Annotated in this window: 22 protein-coding genes; all 22 read left to right on the forward strand. The window is 39.0% G+C overall.

From position 1 onward, the window contains the following. The first annotated feature begins 80 nt into the window (after nt 1-80). Nucleotides 81-365, forward strand: coding sequence for a helix-turn-helix domain-containing protein (locus FQT24_RS01130; protein WP_260665976.1), 285 nt, complete (start codon nt 81-83; stop codon nt 363-365). A 13-nt stretch (nt 366-378) separates the two neighbouring features. Next, nucleotides 379-702 carry a hypothetical protein gene (locus tag FQT24_RS01135; protein ID WP_143951923.1) on the forward strand — a complete coding sequence of 108 codons (324 nt, stop codon included), beginning with the start codon at nt 379-381 and terminating at the stop codon, nt 700-702. A 144-nt stretch (nt 703-846) separates the two neighbouring features. Continuing rightward, nucleotides 847-1,182: a hypothetical protein gene (locus tag FQT24_RS01140; protein ID WP_143951924.1), complete on the forward strand. Its 336-nt coding sequence runs from the start codon at nt 847-849 to the stop codon at nt 1,180-1,182. A 32-nt stretch (nt 1,183-1,214) separates the two neighbouring features. After that, complete coding sequence (locus FQT24_RS01145) at nt 1,215-1,688, forward strand: siphovirus Gp157 family protein (RefSeq protein WP_143951925.1); 474 nt, start codon at nt 1,215-1,217, stop codon at nt 1,686-1,688. Nucleotides 1,689-1,698: 10 nt separating this feature from the next. Next, on the forward strand, nt 1,699-2,322 hold the full coding sequence (locus FQT24_RS01150; RefSeq protein ID WP_143951926.1) for an ERF family protein: 624 nt from the start codon (nt 1,699-1,701) through the stop codon (nt 2,320-2,322). 3 nt (nt 2,323-2,325) lie between these two features. Then, nucleotides 2,326-2,748, forward strand: a complete 423-nt coding sequence (ssb, locus tag FQT24_RS01155; protein ID WP_143951927.1) for a single-stranded DNA-binding protein — start codon at nt 2,326-2,328, stop codon at nt 2,746-2,748. 257 nt (nt 2,749-3,005) lie between these two features. Further along, entirely contained in the window at nt 3,006-3,431 is a 426-nt protein-coding gene (locus FQT24_RS01160; protein ID WP_143951928.1) for a RusA family crossover junction endodeoxyribonuclease, read from the forward strand. Beyond that, nucleotides 3,421-3,630, forward strand: a complete 210-nt coding sequence (locus FQT24_RS01165; protein WP_143951929.1) for a hypothetical protein — start codon at nt 3,421-3,423, stop codon at nt 3,628-3,630. Before FQT24_RS01160 ends, FQT24_RS01165 begins: the two co-directional genes overlap by 11 nt. Further along, entirely contained in the window at nt 3,602-3,928 is a 327-nt protein-coding gene (locus tag FQT24_RS01170; RefSeq protein ID WP_185952524.1) for a hypothetical protein, read from the forward strand. The genes FQT24_RS01165 and FQT24_RS01170 overlap by 29 nt, the downstream gene beginning before the upstream one ends. Next, nucleotides 3,921-4,448, forward strand: a complete 528-nt coding sequence (locus tag FQT24_RS01175) for a DUF1642 domain-containing protein (RefSeq protein WP_143951930.1) — start codon at nt 3,921-3,923, stop codon at nt 4,446-4,448. Before FQT24_RS01170 ends, FQT24_RS01175 begins: the two co-directional genes overlap by 8 nt. Nucleotides 4,449-4,564: 116 nt before the next feature. After that, nucleotides 4,565-5,041 carry a class I SAM-dependent methyltransferase gene (locus FQT24_RS01180; RefSeq protein WP_143951931.1) on the forward strand — a complete coding sequence of 159 codons (477 nt, stop codon included), beginning with the start codon at nt 4,565-4,567 and terminating at the stop codon, nt 5,039-5,041. Beyond that, a complete protein-coding gene (locus FQT24_RS01185) occupies nt 5,038-5,298 on the forward strand; it encodes a DUF1372 family protein (protein WP_143951932.1) in 261 nt (86 codons plus the stop codon). Before FQT24_RS01180 ends, FQT24_RS01185 begins: the two co-directional genes overlap by 4 nt. 23 nt (nt 5,299-5,321) lie before the next feature. After that, nucleotides 5,322-5,969 carry a DNA methyltransferase gene (locus FQT24_RS01190; protein ID WP_391592440.1) on the forward strand — a complete coding sequence of 216 codons (648 nt, stop codon included), beginning with the start codon at nt 5,322-5,324 and terminating at the stop codon, nt 5,967-5,969. Nucleotides 5,970-5,990: 21 nt separating this feature from the next. Next, on the forward strand, nt 5,991-6,377 hold the full coding sequence (locus tag FQT24_RS01195) for a YopX family protein (protein ID WP_143951934.1): 387 nt from the start codon (nt 5,991-5,993) through the stop codon (nt 6,375-6,377). Continuing rightward, nucleotides 6,374-6,727 (forward strand): hypothetical protein, encoded by a 354-nt coding sequence (locus FQT24_RS01200; protein WP_143951935.1) that lies wholly within the window; start codon nt 6,374-6,376, stop codon nt 6,725-6,727. The genes FQT24_RS01195 and FQT24_RS01200 overlap by 4 nt, the downstream gene beginning before the upstream one ends. 76 nt (nt 6,728-6,803) lie before the next feature. Next, entirely contained in the window at nt 6,804-7,250 is a 447-nt protein-coding gene (locus FQT24_RS01205; protein ID WP_143951936.1) for an ArpU family phage packaging/lysis transcriptional regulator, read from the forward strand. Between the two features lie 1,081 nt (nt 7,251-8,331). After that, nucleotides 8,332-8,817, forward strand: coding sequence for a terminase small subunit (locus tag FQT24_RS01210; protein WP_143951937.1), 486 nt, complete (start codon nt 8,332-8,334; stop codon nt 8,815-8,817). Then, nucleotides 8,807-10,063, forward strand: coding sequence for a PBSX family phage terminase large subunit (locus FQT24_RS01215; RefSeq protein WP_143951938.1), 1,257 nt, complete (start codon nt 8,807-8,809; stop codon nt 10,061-10,063). Before FQT24_RS01210 ends, FQT24_RS01215 begins: the two co-directional genes overlap by 11 nt. Before the next feature lie 11 nt (nt 10,064-10,074). Continuing rightward, complete coding sequence (locus FQT24_RS01220; RefSeq protein WP_143951939.1) at nt 10,075-11,502, forward strand: phage portal protein; 1,428 nt, start codon at nt 10,075-10,077, stop codon at nt 11,500-11,502. Continuing rightward, entirely contained in the window at nt 11,471-13,369 is a 1,899-nt protein-coding gene (locus FQT24_RS01225; RefSeq protein WP_185952525.1) for a minor capsid protein, read from the forward strand. Before FQT24_RS01220 ends, FQT24_RS01225 begins: the two co-directional genes overlap by 32 nt. Continuing rightward, nucleotides 13,353-13,664 carry a hypothetical protein gene (locus FQT24_RS01230; RefSeq protein ID WP_143951940.1) on the forward strand — a complete coding sequence of 104 codons (312 nt, stop codon included), beginning with the start codon at nt 13,353-13,355 and terminating at the stop codon, nt 13,662-13,664. The genes FQT24_RS01225 and FQT24_RS01230 overlap by 17 nt, the downstream gene beginning before the upstream one ends. Nucleotides 13,665-13,715: 51 nt before the next feature. Then, on the forward strand, nt 13,716-13,898 hold the full coding sequence (locus FQT24_RS01235; protein ID WP_143951941.1) for a hypothetical protein: 183 nt from the start codon (nt 13,716-13,718) through the stop codon (nt 13,896-13,898). Nucleotides 13,899-13,926: the final 28 nt, after the last annotated feature.

The raw sequence follows: 13,926 nt of genomic DNA on the forward strand, positions 1-13,926 counted from the left end.
AATACTTCATCAACAGAAAAGGGTCGTTGACTATTCCTAGCTTGCCTAAACAAGATGAAGACAATTAAGAAGGAGAGGAAATGCCAATGGCTTTGGAATTGTTTGGAGAAGATTTCAAAAATGAACTGCTTGAAGAACTTGTCCAGTTGAATGTGAAAGCTATGACTGAAGCTAAACTACGAGTGGCAAGAGGTACAAACTGGGCTTCCATCAAAGATGTTCAGGAAAAGACGGGCTGGGGTCGCAAGAAAATCGAAGATTTCAGAGACGCAGGGAAGTTCCGCTATCAGCAAAATGCTAAAGGCGGTAAGTATTTATATGACTTGAACGATGTACTTAGATTTCAGAGTCAGTTAGCAAAATAAAGGAGAGAGAAAAATGTTTGAACCGCCATTAATTAATCAGCTTTTAGGAACTGGCGCAGTGATTTTGGGATTTATCGGTGCTGGGATTTTAGCACGACAAATGGAACTGCACGAACTTGAGAAACAACGAAAGTTGGAAGAACGTGATACGAAGATTATACAAGCGTTTAACGAAGCGGTTGAAATCGGTCGTGAACTTGAACGTGAGGAGATTCGTCAAAACATCCGTAGAGAGTTTCAAGGATTTACGTTTGATAACGAACGCCCTGAAGGTTTGAAGCCAGAGCCGTTAGCTTTGCCAGAACCTAAGAAGACGATTATGAAAGTATTGCATTGAGGCTGAAAAATGTATATTTGGGAATGCGCCTGCATTGATTGTGGGTATGAATTTGAATGTATAGATAGCTACGCACCTATTGAGTGTAAAGTGTGTGGCAGTTGTGAGTTGAACAATGAATTTAAAGGGAGGGCATACGACTGAATGACAGTAAGCAGAGAAATGGATAACCAAGAAGCGAATGTGTTGAACTACATAGTAAATCACGGGACTTTTGAACAGCCTGTTAGTTCGCTAACTATCAAATGGAAATTTAATCTATCTAAGCGTAGGCTTGAAATGATTATTGAGAGTTTGCGAGTGAATTTTGGACATCCAATTGTGGCTAAAAAAACTCAACCAAGTGGATATTATATTCCACGGAATGAGGAAGAGCGCCAAGCAGGAACTGCACCTTATCGCAGGCAGATTTTAACAGAGCAGAAAAATCTTTCAGCAGTTATGGCAGTGGATTTAGAAGAATATTGGCGCAGTGCATAGAACCGAAACGTATTGAAATAGGAGAAAATAAAATGAATGTTTACGATTTAGATAAAACATTAGATTGGCTTGAAAGTATGGAATTAGACGAAGAGACTCTACGAGATACTATTGAGTCAGTTGTAGAGGAAGCGGACATCAAACGGTTGATGAATAACGTGGCATGGGCTAATAGCAATGATAAAGCTTTGAAGGATGCTGCAAAGACGCAGAAAGATAAGATGACTGACAAGATTAGATCAGCAGAAAAGCGAATTGAACGACGAAATGAAGTAGCTTTTAGAGTGTTAAGCAGATTAGAGGAACATAAGTTAAAGACAGAAGAATATAGTTTCTGGGTGCAAAAGAATCCTGTAAAAATTGAATATGATGAACAAGCAATTCCAGATGAATATTTCAAGATGGTTCGTGAACTGGATAAAGACGCTATCAAGAAGGCATTGAAGGATGGAATTGAAATCTCAGGAGTTTCTCAAACTCAAACAGAAGGGGTTAGAATCAGATAGGAGTTAGGATATGAAAAAATCAGAAACATTAACAGAGTTCAGTAAGGCTTTTGCGAAAACTCAACAAGAAATGAAACAACCTTTAAAAGATGCTAACAATCCATTTTTTAAAAGCAAGTATGTACCGCTTGAGAATGTGGTAGAAGCTATCACAGAGTCAGCAAGTAAGAATGGTCTATCATTCACTCAATTTCCGTCAAGCGACGAAGCTGGGAATGTAACGGTTGGGACACTAGTAATGCATAGTTCAGGCGAATGGATTGAATATGATCCAATCAAAATGAAGCCAGTCAAAAATGACCCTCAATCAATCGGGTCAGCCATCACTTATGCTAAACGCTACGCATTATCTGCTATTTTTGGGATAACAAGTGACCCAGACGATGATGGGAATGAGGCTACGCAAACAAAAAAGAAAGCACCAGCTAAGAAAAAAGATGAACCTGTTATCTCAGTTGAAAAAGCAAACTACTACCTGAAAGAAATTGCTGCTATTTCTACTGAAAAAGGCAAAGAGGATGGTTCTATCGTTAAATGGTTCTTGAACCACCTTGGAGTAGTTGATTATAAGATGATTAAGCAATCACAGATTGAAGATGCAGATATGTTACTTGGGAAATTGAAAGGAAACTAGAAAATGATAAATAATGTCGTATTAGTTGGTCGTTTGACCAAAGACGCAGAGCTACGTTACACACAATCAAATGTGGCAGTTGCTACGTTTACTCTTGCAGTTAATCGCACATTTAAAAGTGAAAATGGGGAGCGTGAAGCTGATTTTATCAATTGCGTTATGTGGCGTAAGCAAGCTGAAAATCTGGCTAATTGGGCTAAAAAAGGCGCTTTAATTGGAATCACTGGACGCATTCAGACTCGGACATATGATAACCAACAAGGACAACGTGTCTATGTGACAGAAGTGGTTGCTGAGAATTTCCAGCTTTTGGAATCTAGAAAAGATGGTAGTCAACAAACAGTTGATAACCACGACCAGCAAGCACCGAATTTTGCAAGAAATTCAAATCCGATGGATATTTCAGATGACGATTTGCCGTTTTGATATTTGATAGATTGGAAAAATATGACTGAATTAGTAAAAGTAGATGTGCAGTGTCCGTTTTGTGGGGAATGTTATCACAGAATGGTTAAGATTAAACCTTCATCAATTCGTTGTAGAGCGTGCAGTAAATTCCTGCATTTGAAATGGACGGGCAACACACCGACAAGTACGAATAAAGCAGGTTTTGGGCGGTTAGCGTATGATCCGTATAACAACAACGAGGAGATTATGGAACTGAATGAGGTGTTCGCAAAGGTATGAAAGAACGATTGATTTTGAAATTTGAGTTGAACAGGAAACAGATGATCAACTCAAACGACAGACCTCACTTTCATCAAAAGGCTAAAATCACTAAGTTCTTACGGCAATTAGCTGAATACGAGGGCAACAATGTACTGAGAGATTACTTTGGGTTGCCTTATAGCGAGGACAAGCCTTGCAAGGTTAAGGTTCGGATATATCCTCCGACAAATAGGAAGTATGACCCACCGAATTGGTCACCAACAAGCAAGGCTTTGTTTGACGGATTGACGGACGCAAAGATTTGGACAGATGATAATTACAACGTGATTGTATCAACTGAGTTTATGCACGGTGGTAAGTCTGGAAATAAGAATTACAGAATTGAATTAGAGATTTATGAATATCACGAGATATTGCAGAGGATAGTAGATGGGATTTGACAAACAGATTGTGATTGACGGACTGAAACGTACGGTCGAGCAAAACGAAGAGAAGATAATCGAGTATTCGAAGCCGTGCGATTCACGGAAAAGACGCATTAGAGCGCTAGAGCGCGATTTGTTGAAGAAAAAGAATAAAGAATTAAAAAAGAAAGTAAAGGAGTTAGAGGATGATGGAAGATTTAAAGCAAAAAATTAATGCAGTATACAACTGGACGGTAGAAGACGGGAAGCCCAAACCTCCCAAGCAAAATTTACCACAAGCGGTGAAAGACCGGGCGAACTATTTTTGGGAAATGGCAGAAGATGGTATGACATTTACGGGAGTGATGGAATGCATCTTCGCTGATGAAAAGCCTACAGACTATGCTTTGGGAGCTACTAAGGGTTGGTTGCCAAAATCTAAGGAGTTTGATGATTGGGTTGGCTATTCGCCAAGCATGGCTCAGGTAGTTATTGCAGTTTATTTGATTTATGGAGGAAGGGAAGATGAATAAGCAGGAATTGATTGAGGGAATCGAAGCCGTACCAGCACATAATACAAGAACAAGACCTTGGATTGACAAGAGAGTTGTCCTTGATTTAATCAGACTACTAGACGAGCCGCAGAAAGTCAAAATTCCGCAGTGTGTAGCGGATTGGATTGAGAAATGTAAAACATTTAAGCATTTTACTGTGAGTCTATCTTTTGCATTGCAACCCATCGTATGGGAAGAAAATAATCTCTCTGACAAATGCATTGACTGGTTAATGGATGCAAATAATCAAAACACCTTCGCTCGTGCATGGCTTGACGGCTACGAGGTCGAGGAAGAAAAGCGGTATTTGGTTCGTTTTAAAGGATTAGATAAAGACTTAGAATACCTAAATTTTAAGCACGGTCATGTTTGGGTATTTAGCGACAATATAGAGAATGAGGAATATCGCACATGCCACACCCGCAAAGAACTCGAAGAAGCAGATTTCGGCTGGGTATTCGATTGCCCAGGGGTTGAGATTGAGGAGGTTGAAGAATGACAGTAGAACAATTCCTTCAATCGTTATCCCACCTTATGTGGACTTCATATTGGTCAGTAATTTTTTATAAGTTCTTTAAAAATAATAAAAATAATAAAGATTGAGGAGATTGAGTGATGGGAGATATACGAATACTAGATGCGTGCTGTGGTTCTAGGATGTTCTGGTTTGATAAACACGAACCACATACGACATTCATGGATATTAGGCAAGAAACATTTGAGATACATGGCAAAAAGGTCAATGTCAATCCTGATATTATCGGTGATTTTCGTGACATGCCATTCGATGATGAAACATTTAATCTAGTAGTATTTGATCCGCCACATCTAAAATGGGCAGGTCAAAACTCAATTATGCGATCACAATATGGCCAGTTGGATAAAGTTACCTGGTCGGAAGATTTAGCCAAGGGTTTTGAAGAATGTATGAGGGTTCTAAAAGTTGGAGGTACTCTAGTTTTTAAATGGTCTGATTGTCAAATCAACGTTAAAGAAGTTCTTAAATCTGTACCTTTTAAACCATTGTTTGGGCAACAAAGAGGTACTACGCATTGGATGACGTTTATGAAATTTGAGGAGGTCACAGATTGAAACGATTCATAGCTATCTGGATTTTATTATCTGCTGGATTGAATATCTGGCAGATGGACAGGATTCGAGATTTGGAAGAAAAGAAGCCGATGATTATCTATAAGGCCGATAACGCAGGCGCTGAGATATTTGGTAAGGTGGTCGAGAAAGGACGGCACGGCAAGCTATACACAGTGACTATCAGAGATTACGGGGTGTTCGTAGTTACTAGAGAGCAATTTGAGAAAATCAGAGTAGGGGATGAGGTGATGTTGTGAAATTATTTCTTCACGAAGATTGTATGGACGTCATGAAAAGATATCCTGACAACTATTTTGATTTATCTATTGTCGATCCGCCATATTTTTCCGGGCCAGAAAAAAGAAAATACTATGGTCGAAAAGTCAGTCCAATAGGTGTAAGCAAGCTGTATAGCGAAATATCAGAGTGGCAAATTCCAAATAGAGATTATTTTGATGAGTTATTTAGAGTTTCAAAAAATCAAATCATTTGGGGAGTGAACTACTTCGACTATTCTTTTGGTTCTGGCCGTATCGTTTGGGACAAAGTTAATGGTCATTCAAGTTTTTCAGATTGTGAGATAGCATACTGCAGCTTACATGATAGTACACGACTGTTTCGCTATATGTGGAATGGTATGATGCAAGGCAAGTCAATATCTGAAGGTCATATACAACAAGGAAATAAGACCTTGAATGAGGTTAGAATCCATCCGACACAAAAACCGATAAATCTTTATCTTTGGTTACTTCAAACTTACGCAAAAGACGGAGACAAGATTCTTGATACTCATGTTGGTTCAGCAAGTAGTTTAATGGCTTGTCAAGAATTAGGTTTTGAGTATGTAGGTTGCGAGTTAGATAGAGACATCTTTAATCTTGCTAAACAGAGACTCAATGATTATGAAAAACAAATAAAATTATTTTAAAAAGGAATAGGAGGCTTTGGGATGATACTGAAATTTAGAGCGTGGCACAAGACGTGGGAAGAAATGGGTCGGATAACCTTTATTCGTTACAAAAAATCAGGAGAAATAGCTCATCTATCTTTCCGTGGAAATACATATAGTGGGTTAGTGAAGCTTGACGAAATCGAACTCATGCAATCAACAGATATGGTTGATAGGAATGGCAAGATTATCTTTGGAGGCGACATAGTCAGAATGGCCAAAGATGTTTATTCTGAACCGACTTATTACGAGGTTGTAAGACATCGTGGCGGAGCCTATCGTCTTGAATCTAAACAACACGGATGTGAATTGTGGTTACGACATACGGATTGCGAGGTCGCGGGGAATGTATATGAAAACCCTGAGCTTTTGGAGGATAAGGAATGAGACCAAAAAGATACCCTTTCAGTGGTGCTAAAAAAGAGAGTGAAGCTAAGAAGATATCGTTAATGCTTAAAAAAGTCGATGAATCTGCCTTGAAAGGAAGTGTTTGGGCGGAGCCTCTACATCTCTATGGAAAAACAAGAGTTCATGTAGAGATAGAGGGTTATGGAAAGAAAATCACGACTGAGTTTAAAACAGATGATATGGATTTTTCCAAAAAAGCTTCATTCTTTAAGAGGGCATTATTCAAAAGAGCTGAAATGATGTCTCAGTTTGATTTTAGAGAAACAACAACAGAAGAATGGAACCGAATAATCTTAGAACTTTTGGATGCTATCAAACTTTGGGATTGAGATATAAAAAAAGCCAGCACAGCTGACTCCTTTGTGATATTCCGATAAAAATATTATATCATAAAGGAGCGATGTTGTGAGGTTATTAAAAAAGGTTGACGTGCAATTCACCAAGAGAAATGTCTATGACGTTCTAGAGAGTTATCGATCGTATGTCCGAATGGCAGGCGCTGAGTATTTGCCTAAAATCACAACGACCTACTCATTTGAACCAAAGACATTCACTGGTAAGAACACAGCTGCTGAGAATATGGTTATCGACCATGTGGATGCAGAGGCAGAGGTTTTGGAGATTGAGAGAGCAGTCAACTGCATTATGGATCCATATGTTCGGCAGGTTATCGCAAAGAAGTACATGGATATGGAAATCCAATTATCAGACAAGGTTATCTATATGGACTTAGGCTATTCTGAAAGTGAGTTCTACCGCATGCTTAGCAGAGGTGCTTTGGAATTTGCGGAAGCCTATCGAAAAGGTAAGCTGATTGTCTTTCGTAAAATTTCGGGAGATATTTGCGAGTAAATTGCTAGGAAATGGCTTATTTTACATGGTAAAATAGTATTGTCAAGTGATAGGTCAATTGACGTCTCCTTTATACTTTATTATATTTTTCCGAGGCTTCGGTCTCGTTTTGGCGGTGACAGGCAAGTGGTTTCTCTCCTATGTTTCCCTTGGTTCGATTCCGGGCATCGCCGTTAAAGACTACAAAAAATAAAAAAGGAAAACTTTCAAAATGATTACTAATTAACACGCAAGGTAGTAGTCACTTTGCATTTTTAGGGCTTAGCCTAGATAATCTGTGGTAACTCAGGAAAAGGATGTTTTTAAATCTATCAAACATCCTGCCAGCAATGGTCAATCTAAGCAATTTAATCTTAACTATTTCAGTTTTGGAATAGGTAGGCGAAGTTAAAGCAGAGAGATTCCAACGGCAAGGTGCTGAGGAAATGCAAACGTGGCAGTTTGGCTGTGAAACGAGTCTATAAGAGGAAAGAGGTATTTGGTTCGAGGTGCAACAAGAGCTTAATACCATATCTTACAAAAATTGGGCGCCTCCCAAAAGTATGTAAGGTGAGTTGATTGTCCGCAAAACAATCGATAACAAGCAGGCGCTGTGCATTTTGTTCTTCAAAAGAGAATGAAACACATGGCAATGCGTGTCTGTGATAGATGAAAGATGATTTTTATATTTTAAAAGCTATTCAAGATAGAAAAAACTCAAAAAAGCAAAAGGCATCGCCCGTCGTAAATGAAAGTGTACTTCGGCAATTAGATTGCCTACTCAAGTCTCGCAAGGATAAGAGTAAAGTCAAAGAGTAAAGCAGCTTAGACTTTTAGCGGGGTCTTCGTTAATTGAAAAATGGCTTAGTAGTTTGTGATGTAAGGAGTGATTGGTCTAACCAATCGTGCATGAGTGATACAAGTAGGAATATTTGTGGACAAGATAATAAACTATAAGTTATCGAAAGTCACTCGCTTAAAGCAGTAGTCTCATGCTGATTAATGGATATATGGTAGATGGATGACGTCACAGGTTCGAATCCTGTCGTTCCAATTGCGATTTTAATTCGCAGTGAGAGGTCTTAAAAAAGTCGCACATCGTGTGGCTTTTTTTGATTATTTGAAAGGTGGTGATGGAAAATTGAATGAAAGACAAAGACGATTCGCAGATGAGTACATCATCAGCAGAAACGCAACACAATCTGCAATAAAAGCAGGGTATTCTGATAAAACAGCGAGGTCTATAGGACAAAGATTGTTGACAAAAGTTGACATTTCTGAATACATTAAAAAACGTACAGAAGAACTTTTTGACGAACGTTCGATGTCAATCGCAGAAGCCTTGGCAATCTCTGCTAGTATTGCTAGAGGGGAAACTCAACAAGGCTATTCTAAAAAAACTGTAAAGACCGCTGAAGGTGTGGAGGTATCAGAAACGACTTATGAATTTACTCCGACAATTGAAGAAAGACAACGCTCTATAGACCACATATTCAGAGTGAATGGCGCGTATTTAGAGAGAAAAGAAATCGAGATGTCTTCGGTTGTTCAATTCGTTGATGATATAGGAGTTAGCAATGAAGCGTAGAATGAGCGAATTTATCCCAAAGGCTTTTTACTCTATGTGGCGTGCAGCATTCGACCCTAAAATCTTACATGTAGTTGAGAAAGGTGGGCGTGGTTCTGGTAAGTCAAGCGACCTCGGACACACTATCATTCAACTGATTATGCGCTATCCAGTCAATGCCGTATGTATTCGTAAGACGGATAATACCTTAGAACAATCGGTCTATGAGCAATTGAAATGGGCGATTAGTGAGCAAGGGGTTAGTCATTTATTTAAAATTAATAAGTCCCCTTTGAAGATAACCTATATCCCAAGAGGAAATTATATTATCTTCCGTGGTGCACAAGATCCAGAGCGTATCAAATCCTTGAAAGATAGTCGCTTCCCATTTGCGATAGGCTGGATTGAGGAGTTAGCTGAGTTTAAAACCGAAGATGAAGTAAAGACAATCACCAACTCCCTTCTTCGTGGAGAATTGGATGATGGTCTTTTTTATAAATTCTTTTACTCTTACAATCCTCCAAAAAGAAAACAGTCTTGGGTGAATAAGAAATACGAGAGTGTTATACAGCCTCCAAACACCCACGTACACCATTCGACTTACTTAGATAACCCATATATATCCCAAGCATTCATAGAAGAAGCAGAGGCCACGAGAGAACGTTCAGAGAAGCGTTATCGTTGGGAGTATCTGGGCGAGGCTATCGGTTCGGGTGTAGCACCATTTGAAAATCTGGTATTCCGCAAGATTACAGACGAGGAGATAGCAAGGTTTGATAACATTCGACAAGGTAACGACTTTGGATATGCTAACGACCCTTTGGCTTTTGTTCGCTGGCATTACGATAAGAAGAAACGTGTTATCTATGCAATCGATGAGATTTATGGCGTGAAGATTAGCAACCGTGAATTGGCTGAAAGAATCCGTGAGAAAGGCTATCAATCTCAGATGATAACCTGTGATAGCGCAGAACCTAAGTCGATTGATGAGTTAAAACTGCATCTAAATATTCCGCTTGTTCAAGGCGCGAAGAAAGGCCCTGATAGTCGTGAGTATGGAGAACGCTGGCTGGATGATTTGGATGCCATTGTGATAGATCCAGAACGCACACCGAATATTGCACGAGAATTCGAAAGTGCGGACTATGCAGTTGACCGTGATGGAAATCCCAAACCCAAGCTAGAAGAAGTAAACGACCACACAATCGACGCTACAAGATATGCGTTTGAAGACGATATGAGACAGCCAGGAATATCATTCTGGTAGGAGAAGGAGAAATGTTGAGTAATTGGTTTAAATGGTTAATCAGGCGGTTGTTGATTAAGAATACAACCCAAAATGAAATACTAGAGATTGAGATAAAAGAACACCAGAATTCTGAGAAAGTAAGCACAATGAAAGAAGCTTACAACTATTATCGAAATCGCACGGATATTCGAAATAAGAAGGTAGATGTGGATTGGCGGACGAATTCAAGGATTGAATTAGGTTTGTTTAAGAAACTGGTAGACCAGAAGGTCGGGTATTTATTTTCTAAAAAACCAACAATCTCTCTTGAAGGAGAAGAATCACAAGACTTTTTAGATAGCGTGTTTGACGAGGACCTTTTATCTACAATTAAGTCGCTCGGCAAGGAAGCAGTGATGAAAGGGATAGCTTACGGCTTGCCTTATTACGACGAGAATGGCCGTCTACGCTTGTTTAAAATCCCAAGTGAACAGATTATCCCTTTCTGGAAAGACGAGCGTCATTTGGAATTATCTGCCTTTGTACGTGTCTACAAACAAGCAGTTTATGAAAGCGGAATGAAGAAGACCAAAACCTTTGTAGAATACTACGATGAACAAGGAATTACAGATTATATCTGGACAGGTTCACACCTTGAACTCAATCCACTGTCTAAGGAGACCAAGGGGAATTTTTATTATGTCAACTCTGATGGCACACGGATTCCTTACACTTGGGAGAAAGTGCCTCTGATTCCATTCCGCTACAACGAGTATGAGGACGGTCTTTTAGTCCAAACCAAGTCTCTGATTGATAATATTCAACTTCAAATGTCTACTAACGCAGATATGTTGGCAGATATGCCGAAACTGATTTATGTTTTGAAAAACTATCAGGGCGCAGACTTGGGTGAGTTCATGAATAATCTGAATAAGTTCCGCTCTATTAAGGTTTCTAGTGATGGTGGTGTAGATACCCTACAAGCAGACAATGATACTAGCGGAGTTGAAGCGGATATCGAACGTTCTCGTAAGTTCTTGTATGAGGCTGCTCGAGCCATTGATACCCAAGATGATAATCTAGGCAATGCAAGTGGCCAAGCTCTTAAATGGCGCTATACAGACCTTGATTTGGACTGTAATGAGCTAGAAAACGAGTTTCAAAAAGGTATCAAGCAATTCCTTTGGTTTGTAGAACAGTATGCAGCTAACAAAGGAGTAGCATTTGACGCATCTAAATTTACTTATGTCTTTAACCGTGACATCATTTCAAACGAGTCTGAAGCCATTCAAGATTGTGTGAACTCAATCGGTATCTTAGATGACCTAAGTATTCGTGAACAACATCCATGGTATCAACCAGAGGTTGAGGAACGATTGAAAGAACAACAGGAACAAGGACAAGATCCATACTCTGAAACTAATTTCAAAAAGGTAGAGGATGACCATGACGACCAAGGACAAGAAAAAGATAGATGAGTACTGGACTGAGCGTGCTTTACAACAAGAACAAAACGCGCAGATAGTTGCTGATAGGTATATGGCCCAGATTGGTCAATCCTTAGCAGATTATAAACACCAGCTGGTTTCTGAGATTGAGAAGTTCTATGCCAGGTATGCGATTGATAATAAAATGACTCATGCAGAGGCCAAGCAATATCTGACGGATAAAGAGCGTAGAGAGTTTAAGCATGTAACTCTTGAAAGATTCCGTGAGATGGCCTTGAATCCTGACACACCGACACCGCTGTTGGATGCCTTGAGTTACCGCCATCGTATTAGTCGCAAGGAGGCTTTGCTTGCCGAAATTGAGCGTCTAACAGCTGAACTATATGGAAAGCCAGATGGTATACATGACAAGGTCACAGAGGCTCTGAGTGACGTCTACATCAAAGGTAAAATCCATCAAGCTAAGAACTTGGCACACTTCGGAATCATAGAAAAACCAATATTGGGTGTTGATGCAGTAAAACATAAGATGGGGAGTAACTGGAGTGGTAAAACATTCTCAACGAATGTGTGGGGGCATGATGCAGCTGTTTATAAATCTATCAGTGATACAATCAATAAAGGCCTAACAGGTGGCTGGTCTATTGATAGAATGGCTAGAGCTCTTTCTGAACGTACAGGAGTCGCCTATCATAGGGCTGATACGCTTGTCAGGACTGAGACGACCTTTTATAATAACCTTGCGACACTAGATTCTATCAAGGAATTAGGTGGCGACCACTACGAAATTGTAGCGGTATTAGACAGTCGTACAAGTGAGATTTGCAGATTAGAAAATCACGAGGTTCATTCTGTTAAGGAATATGAACCAGGTCGAACCGCACCGCCATTTCATGTTCGTTGTCGTTCTACTATCAGGCCTGCGGTTAAGTCTGATAAGCCTAGTCCTTACTTCAATATCTTGCAAAACGACGGCTCAGTAAAACTAGCCACTGAGCAACGTTCTTTGGACGAAATCTTTGCAGGATGGGAGCGTGAAGGGGAAGCGGTTAAAGAAAAACTGTTTGCGAAAGACTATAAGGAAGATACGAAATCTACGGATAAATTCTCTGAAGGATTAGATACAAAGATAAAAACTTTAGCAAATTTCTCTAATAATTCTAGAAAATGGTATAATGATTACGTAGAGAAAACTTTGTCTATTGAAGATATTGAAAATGTTAGCGAAAAATTAAAAGAAGTTTTCGCTAATAGCAGTTATGCTATGCGTTTCAAATCTGAAAATATAGATAAATTGATAGATTCAAGTAGATTTTTGAACCAGTTTGAAACTGGAACAAGCGGTGGTACTGTAAATGCGAAGTATCGTCGTCAAGCAAATGAACAACTTTTTGGTTTGCAAGGTAAAAGGCTGAAAAAACCTGAATTTGAAAAGTATGGCTACTTTGGAAATAAAGATCCTTATGAAGATTTTATCTATAATCTAAAAGCCTACGCTGGTGTTGAACAGTATGGTGATATTATCGTTCATTTTTCAAAAGAGAAAATAGCTGATAGAACAACCTTTACAATAAACAATAGTTTGGGTCCAGCCGCTTTCAAAGACCTTGTTGCTGACAATCCTAACAAACCTCGTCTTGTAGGAATCGATAAAGATTATCTGGAAGATTATACTTCTATCTTGAAAAACACGAATATAGACACTCCAGAAAAAGTAAGTAAATCATTAGGAATAAGATATGTTGAAGCTCAATATCATGGAGAAGTTCTCTTATCTGATGTTTCTAGCATGTATTTTACAGACAGCAAGCCAACAAATAAACAAGTGGAAGCACTGAAAAAAATCGGAATAAAATTATTTATGAGAGAAGGTGATAGATTTGTTCGAATTAAATAATATAATCGGGTTAGATGTTGCAAGGAAAAATGTGCTAGTAACCTTAGTGGACGGACGTTGCGCTTTGGTTGATTTGAAAAGAAGGGTTTTTGTTGTTGAAATCTTGTTAGATTCTTTTTACAAATGGATGGAATTTCCTAATTCTCCAAGTGAGGACGATATAGATACTGTAAGAGAAATACTGCAACATCCGGAAAATGTAGGTTATGGCCCTTTAGCTGAAAAATACATGTTGAATCCTAAAGTAAAAAGTGATTTCGACAAAATGAAAAAAGAAGCTGGATATAATTACTAAGAGCACCTAGAAGAATCTAAGTGCTTTTTTCGTACTCAGAAAGGATTAAAAATGGATACAGCAAGAATTGGGATAACTAACGTAGAATTTTCAGGATCAAGCGAAAATGACTCAGTAGACTCAGTAACAGTGAAATTAGAGTTAGATATTTATGGGACGGATATGTTTAGCGCGATTGAGTTACTACCTAAAATATTAACCGACATTCATTCATTATCGTATGAAGTTACTTGATTGTGACATTAAAAGGAGTAAAGACATG

It is taken from the genome of Streptococcus mitis, assembly GCF_901542415.1.
Lineage (GTDB): Bacteria > Bacillota > Bacilli > Lactobacillales > Streptococcaceae > Streptococcus > Streptococcus mitis_BL.

What these genes read in the sequence shown, in the direction of transcription:
- FQT24_RS01130 (WP_260665976.1), top strand. Translation starts at nt 81, where the DNA reads ATGCCAATGGCTTTGGAATTGTTTGGAGAAGATTTCAAAAATGAACTG.
- FQT24_RS01135 (WP_143951923.1), top strand. Translation starts at nt 379, where the DNA reads ATGTTTGAACCGCCATTAATTAATCAGCTTTTAGGAACTGGCGCAGTG.
- FQT24_RS01140 (WP_143951924.1), top strand. Translation starts at nt 847, where the DNA reads ATGACAGTAAGCAGAGAAATGGATAACCAAGAAGCGAATGTGTTGAAC.
- FQT24_RS01145 (WP_143951925.1), top strand. Translation starts at nt 1,215, where the DNA reads ATGAATGTTTACGATTTAGATAAAACATTAGATTGGCTTGAAAGTATG.
- FQT24_RS01150 (WP_143951926.1), top strand. Translation starts at nt 1,699, where the DNA reads ATGAAAAAATCAGAAACATTAACAGAGTTCAGTAAGGCTTTTGCGAAA.
- ssb (WP_143951927.1), top strand. Translation starts at nt 2,326, where the DNA reads ATGATAAATAATGTCGTATTAGTTGGTCGTTTGACCAAAGACGCAGAG.
- FQT24_RS01160 (WP_143951928.1), top strand. Translation starts at nt 3,006, where the DNA reads ATGAAAGAACGATTGATTTTGAAATTTGAGTTGAACAGGAAACAGATG.
- FQT24_RS01165 (WP_143951929.1), top strand. Translation starts at nt 3,421, where the DNA reads ATGGGATTTGACAAACAGATTGTGATTGACGGACTGAAACGTACGGTC.
- FQT24_RS01170 (WP_185952524.1), top strand. Translation starts at nt 3,602, where the DNA reads ATGATGGAAGATTTAAAGCAAAAAATTAATGCAGTATACAACTGGACG.
- FQT24_RS01175 (WP_143951930.1), top strand. Translation starts at nt 3,921, where the DNA reads ATGAATAAGCAGGAATTGATTGAGGGAATCGAAGCCGTACCAGCACAT.
- FQT24_RS01180 (WP_143951931.1), top strand. Translation starts at nt 4,565, where the DNA reads ATGGGAGATATACGAATACTAGATGCGTGCTGTGGTTCTAGGATGTTC.
- FQT24_RS01190 (WP_391592440.1), top strand. Translation starts at nt 5,322, where the DNA reads ATGGACGTCATGAAAAGATATCCTGACAACTATTTTGATTTATCTATT.
- FQT24_RS01195 (WP_143951934.1), top strand. Translation starts at nt 5,991, where the DNA reads ATGATACTGAAATTTAGAGCGTGGCACAAGACGTGGGAAGAAATGGGT.
- FQT24_RS01200 (WP_143951935.1), top strand. Translation starts at nt 6,374, where the DNA reads ATGAGACCAAAAAGATACCCTTTCAGTGGTGCTAAAAAAGAGAGTGAA.
- FQT24_RS01215 (WP_143951938.1), top strand. Translation starts at nt 8,807, where the DNA reads ATGAAGCGTAGAATGAGCGAATTTATCCCAAAGGCTTTTTACTCTATG.
- FQT24_RS01220 (WP_143951939.1), top strand. Translation starts at nt 10,075, where the DNA reads ATGTTGAGTAATTGGTTTAAATGGTTAATCAGGCGGTTGTTGATTAAG.
- FQT24_RS01225 (WP_185952525.1), top strand. Translation starts at nt 11,471, where the DNA reads ATGACGACCAAGGACAAGAAAAAGATAGATGAGTACTGGACTGAGCGT.
- FQT24_RS01235 (WP_143951941.1), top strand. Translation starts at nt 13,716, where the DNA reads ATGGATACAGCAAGAATTGGGATAACTAACGTAGAATTTTCAGGATCA.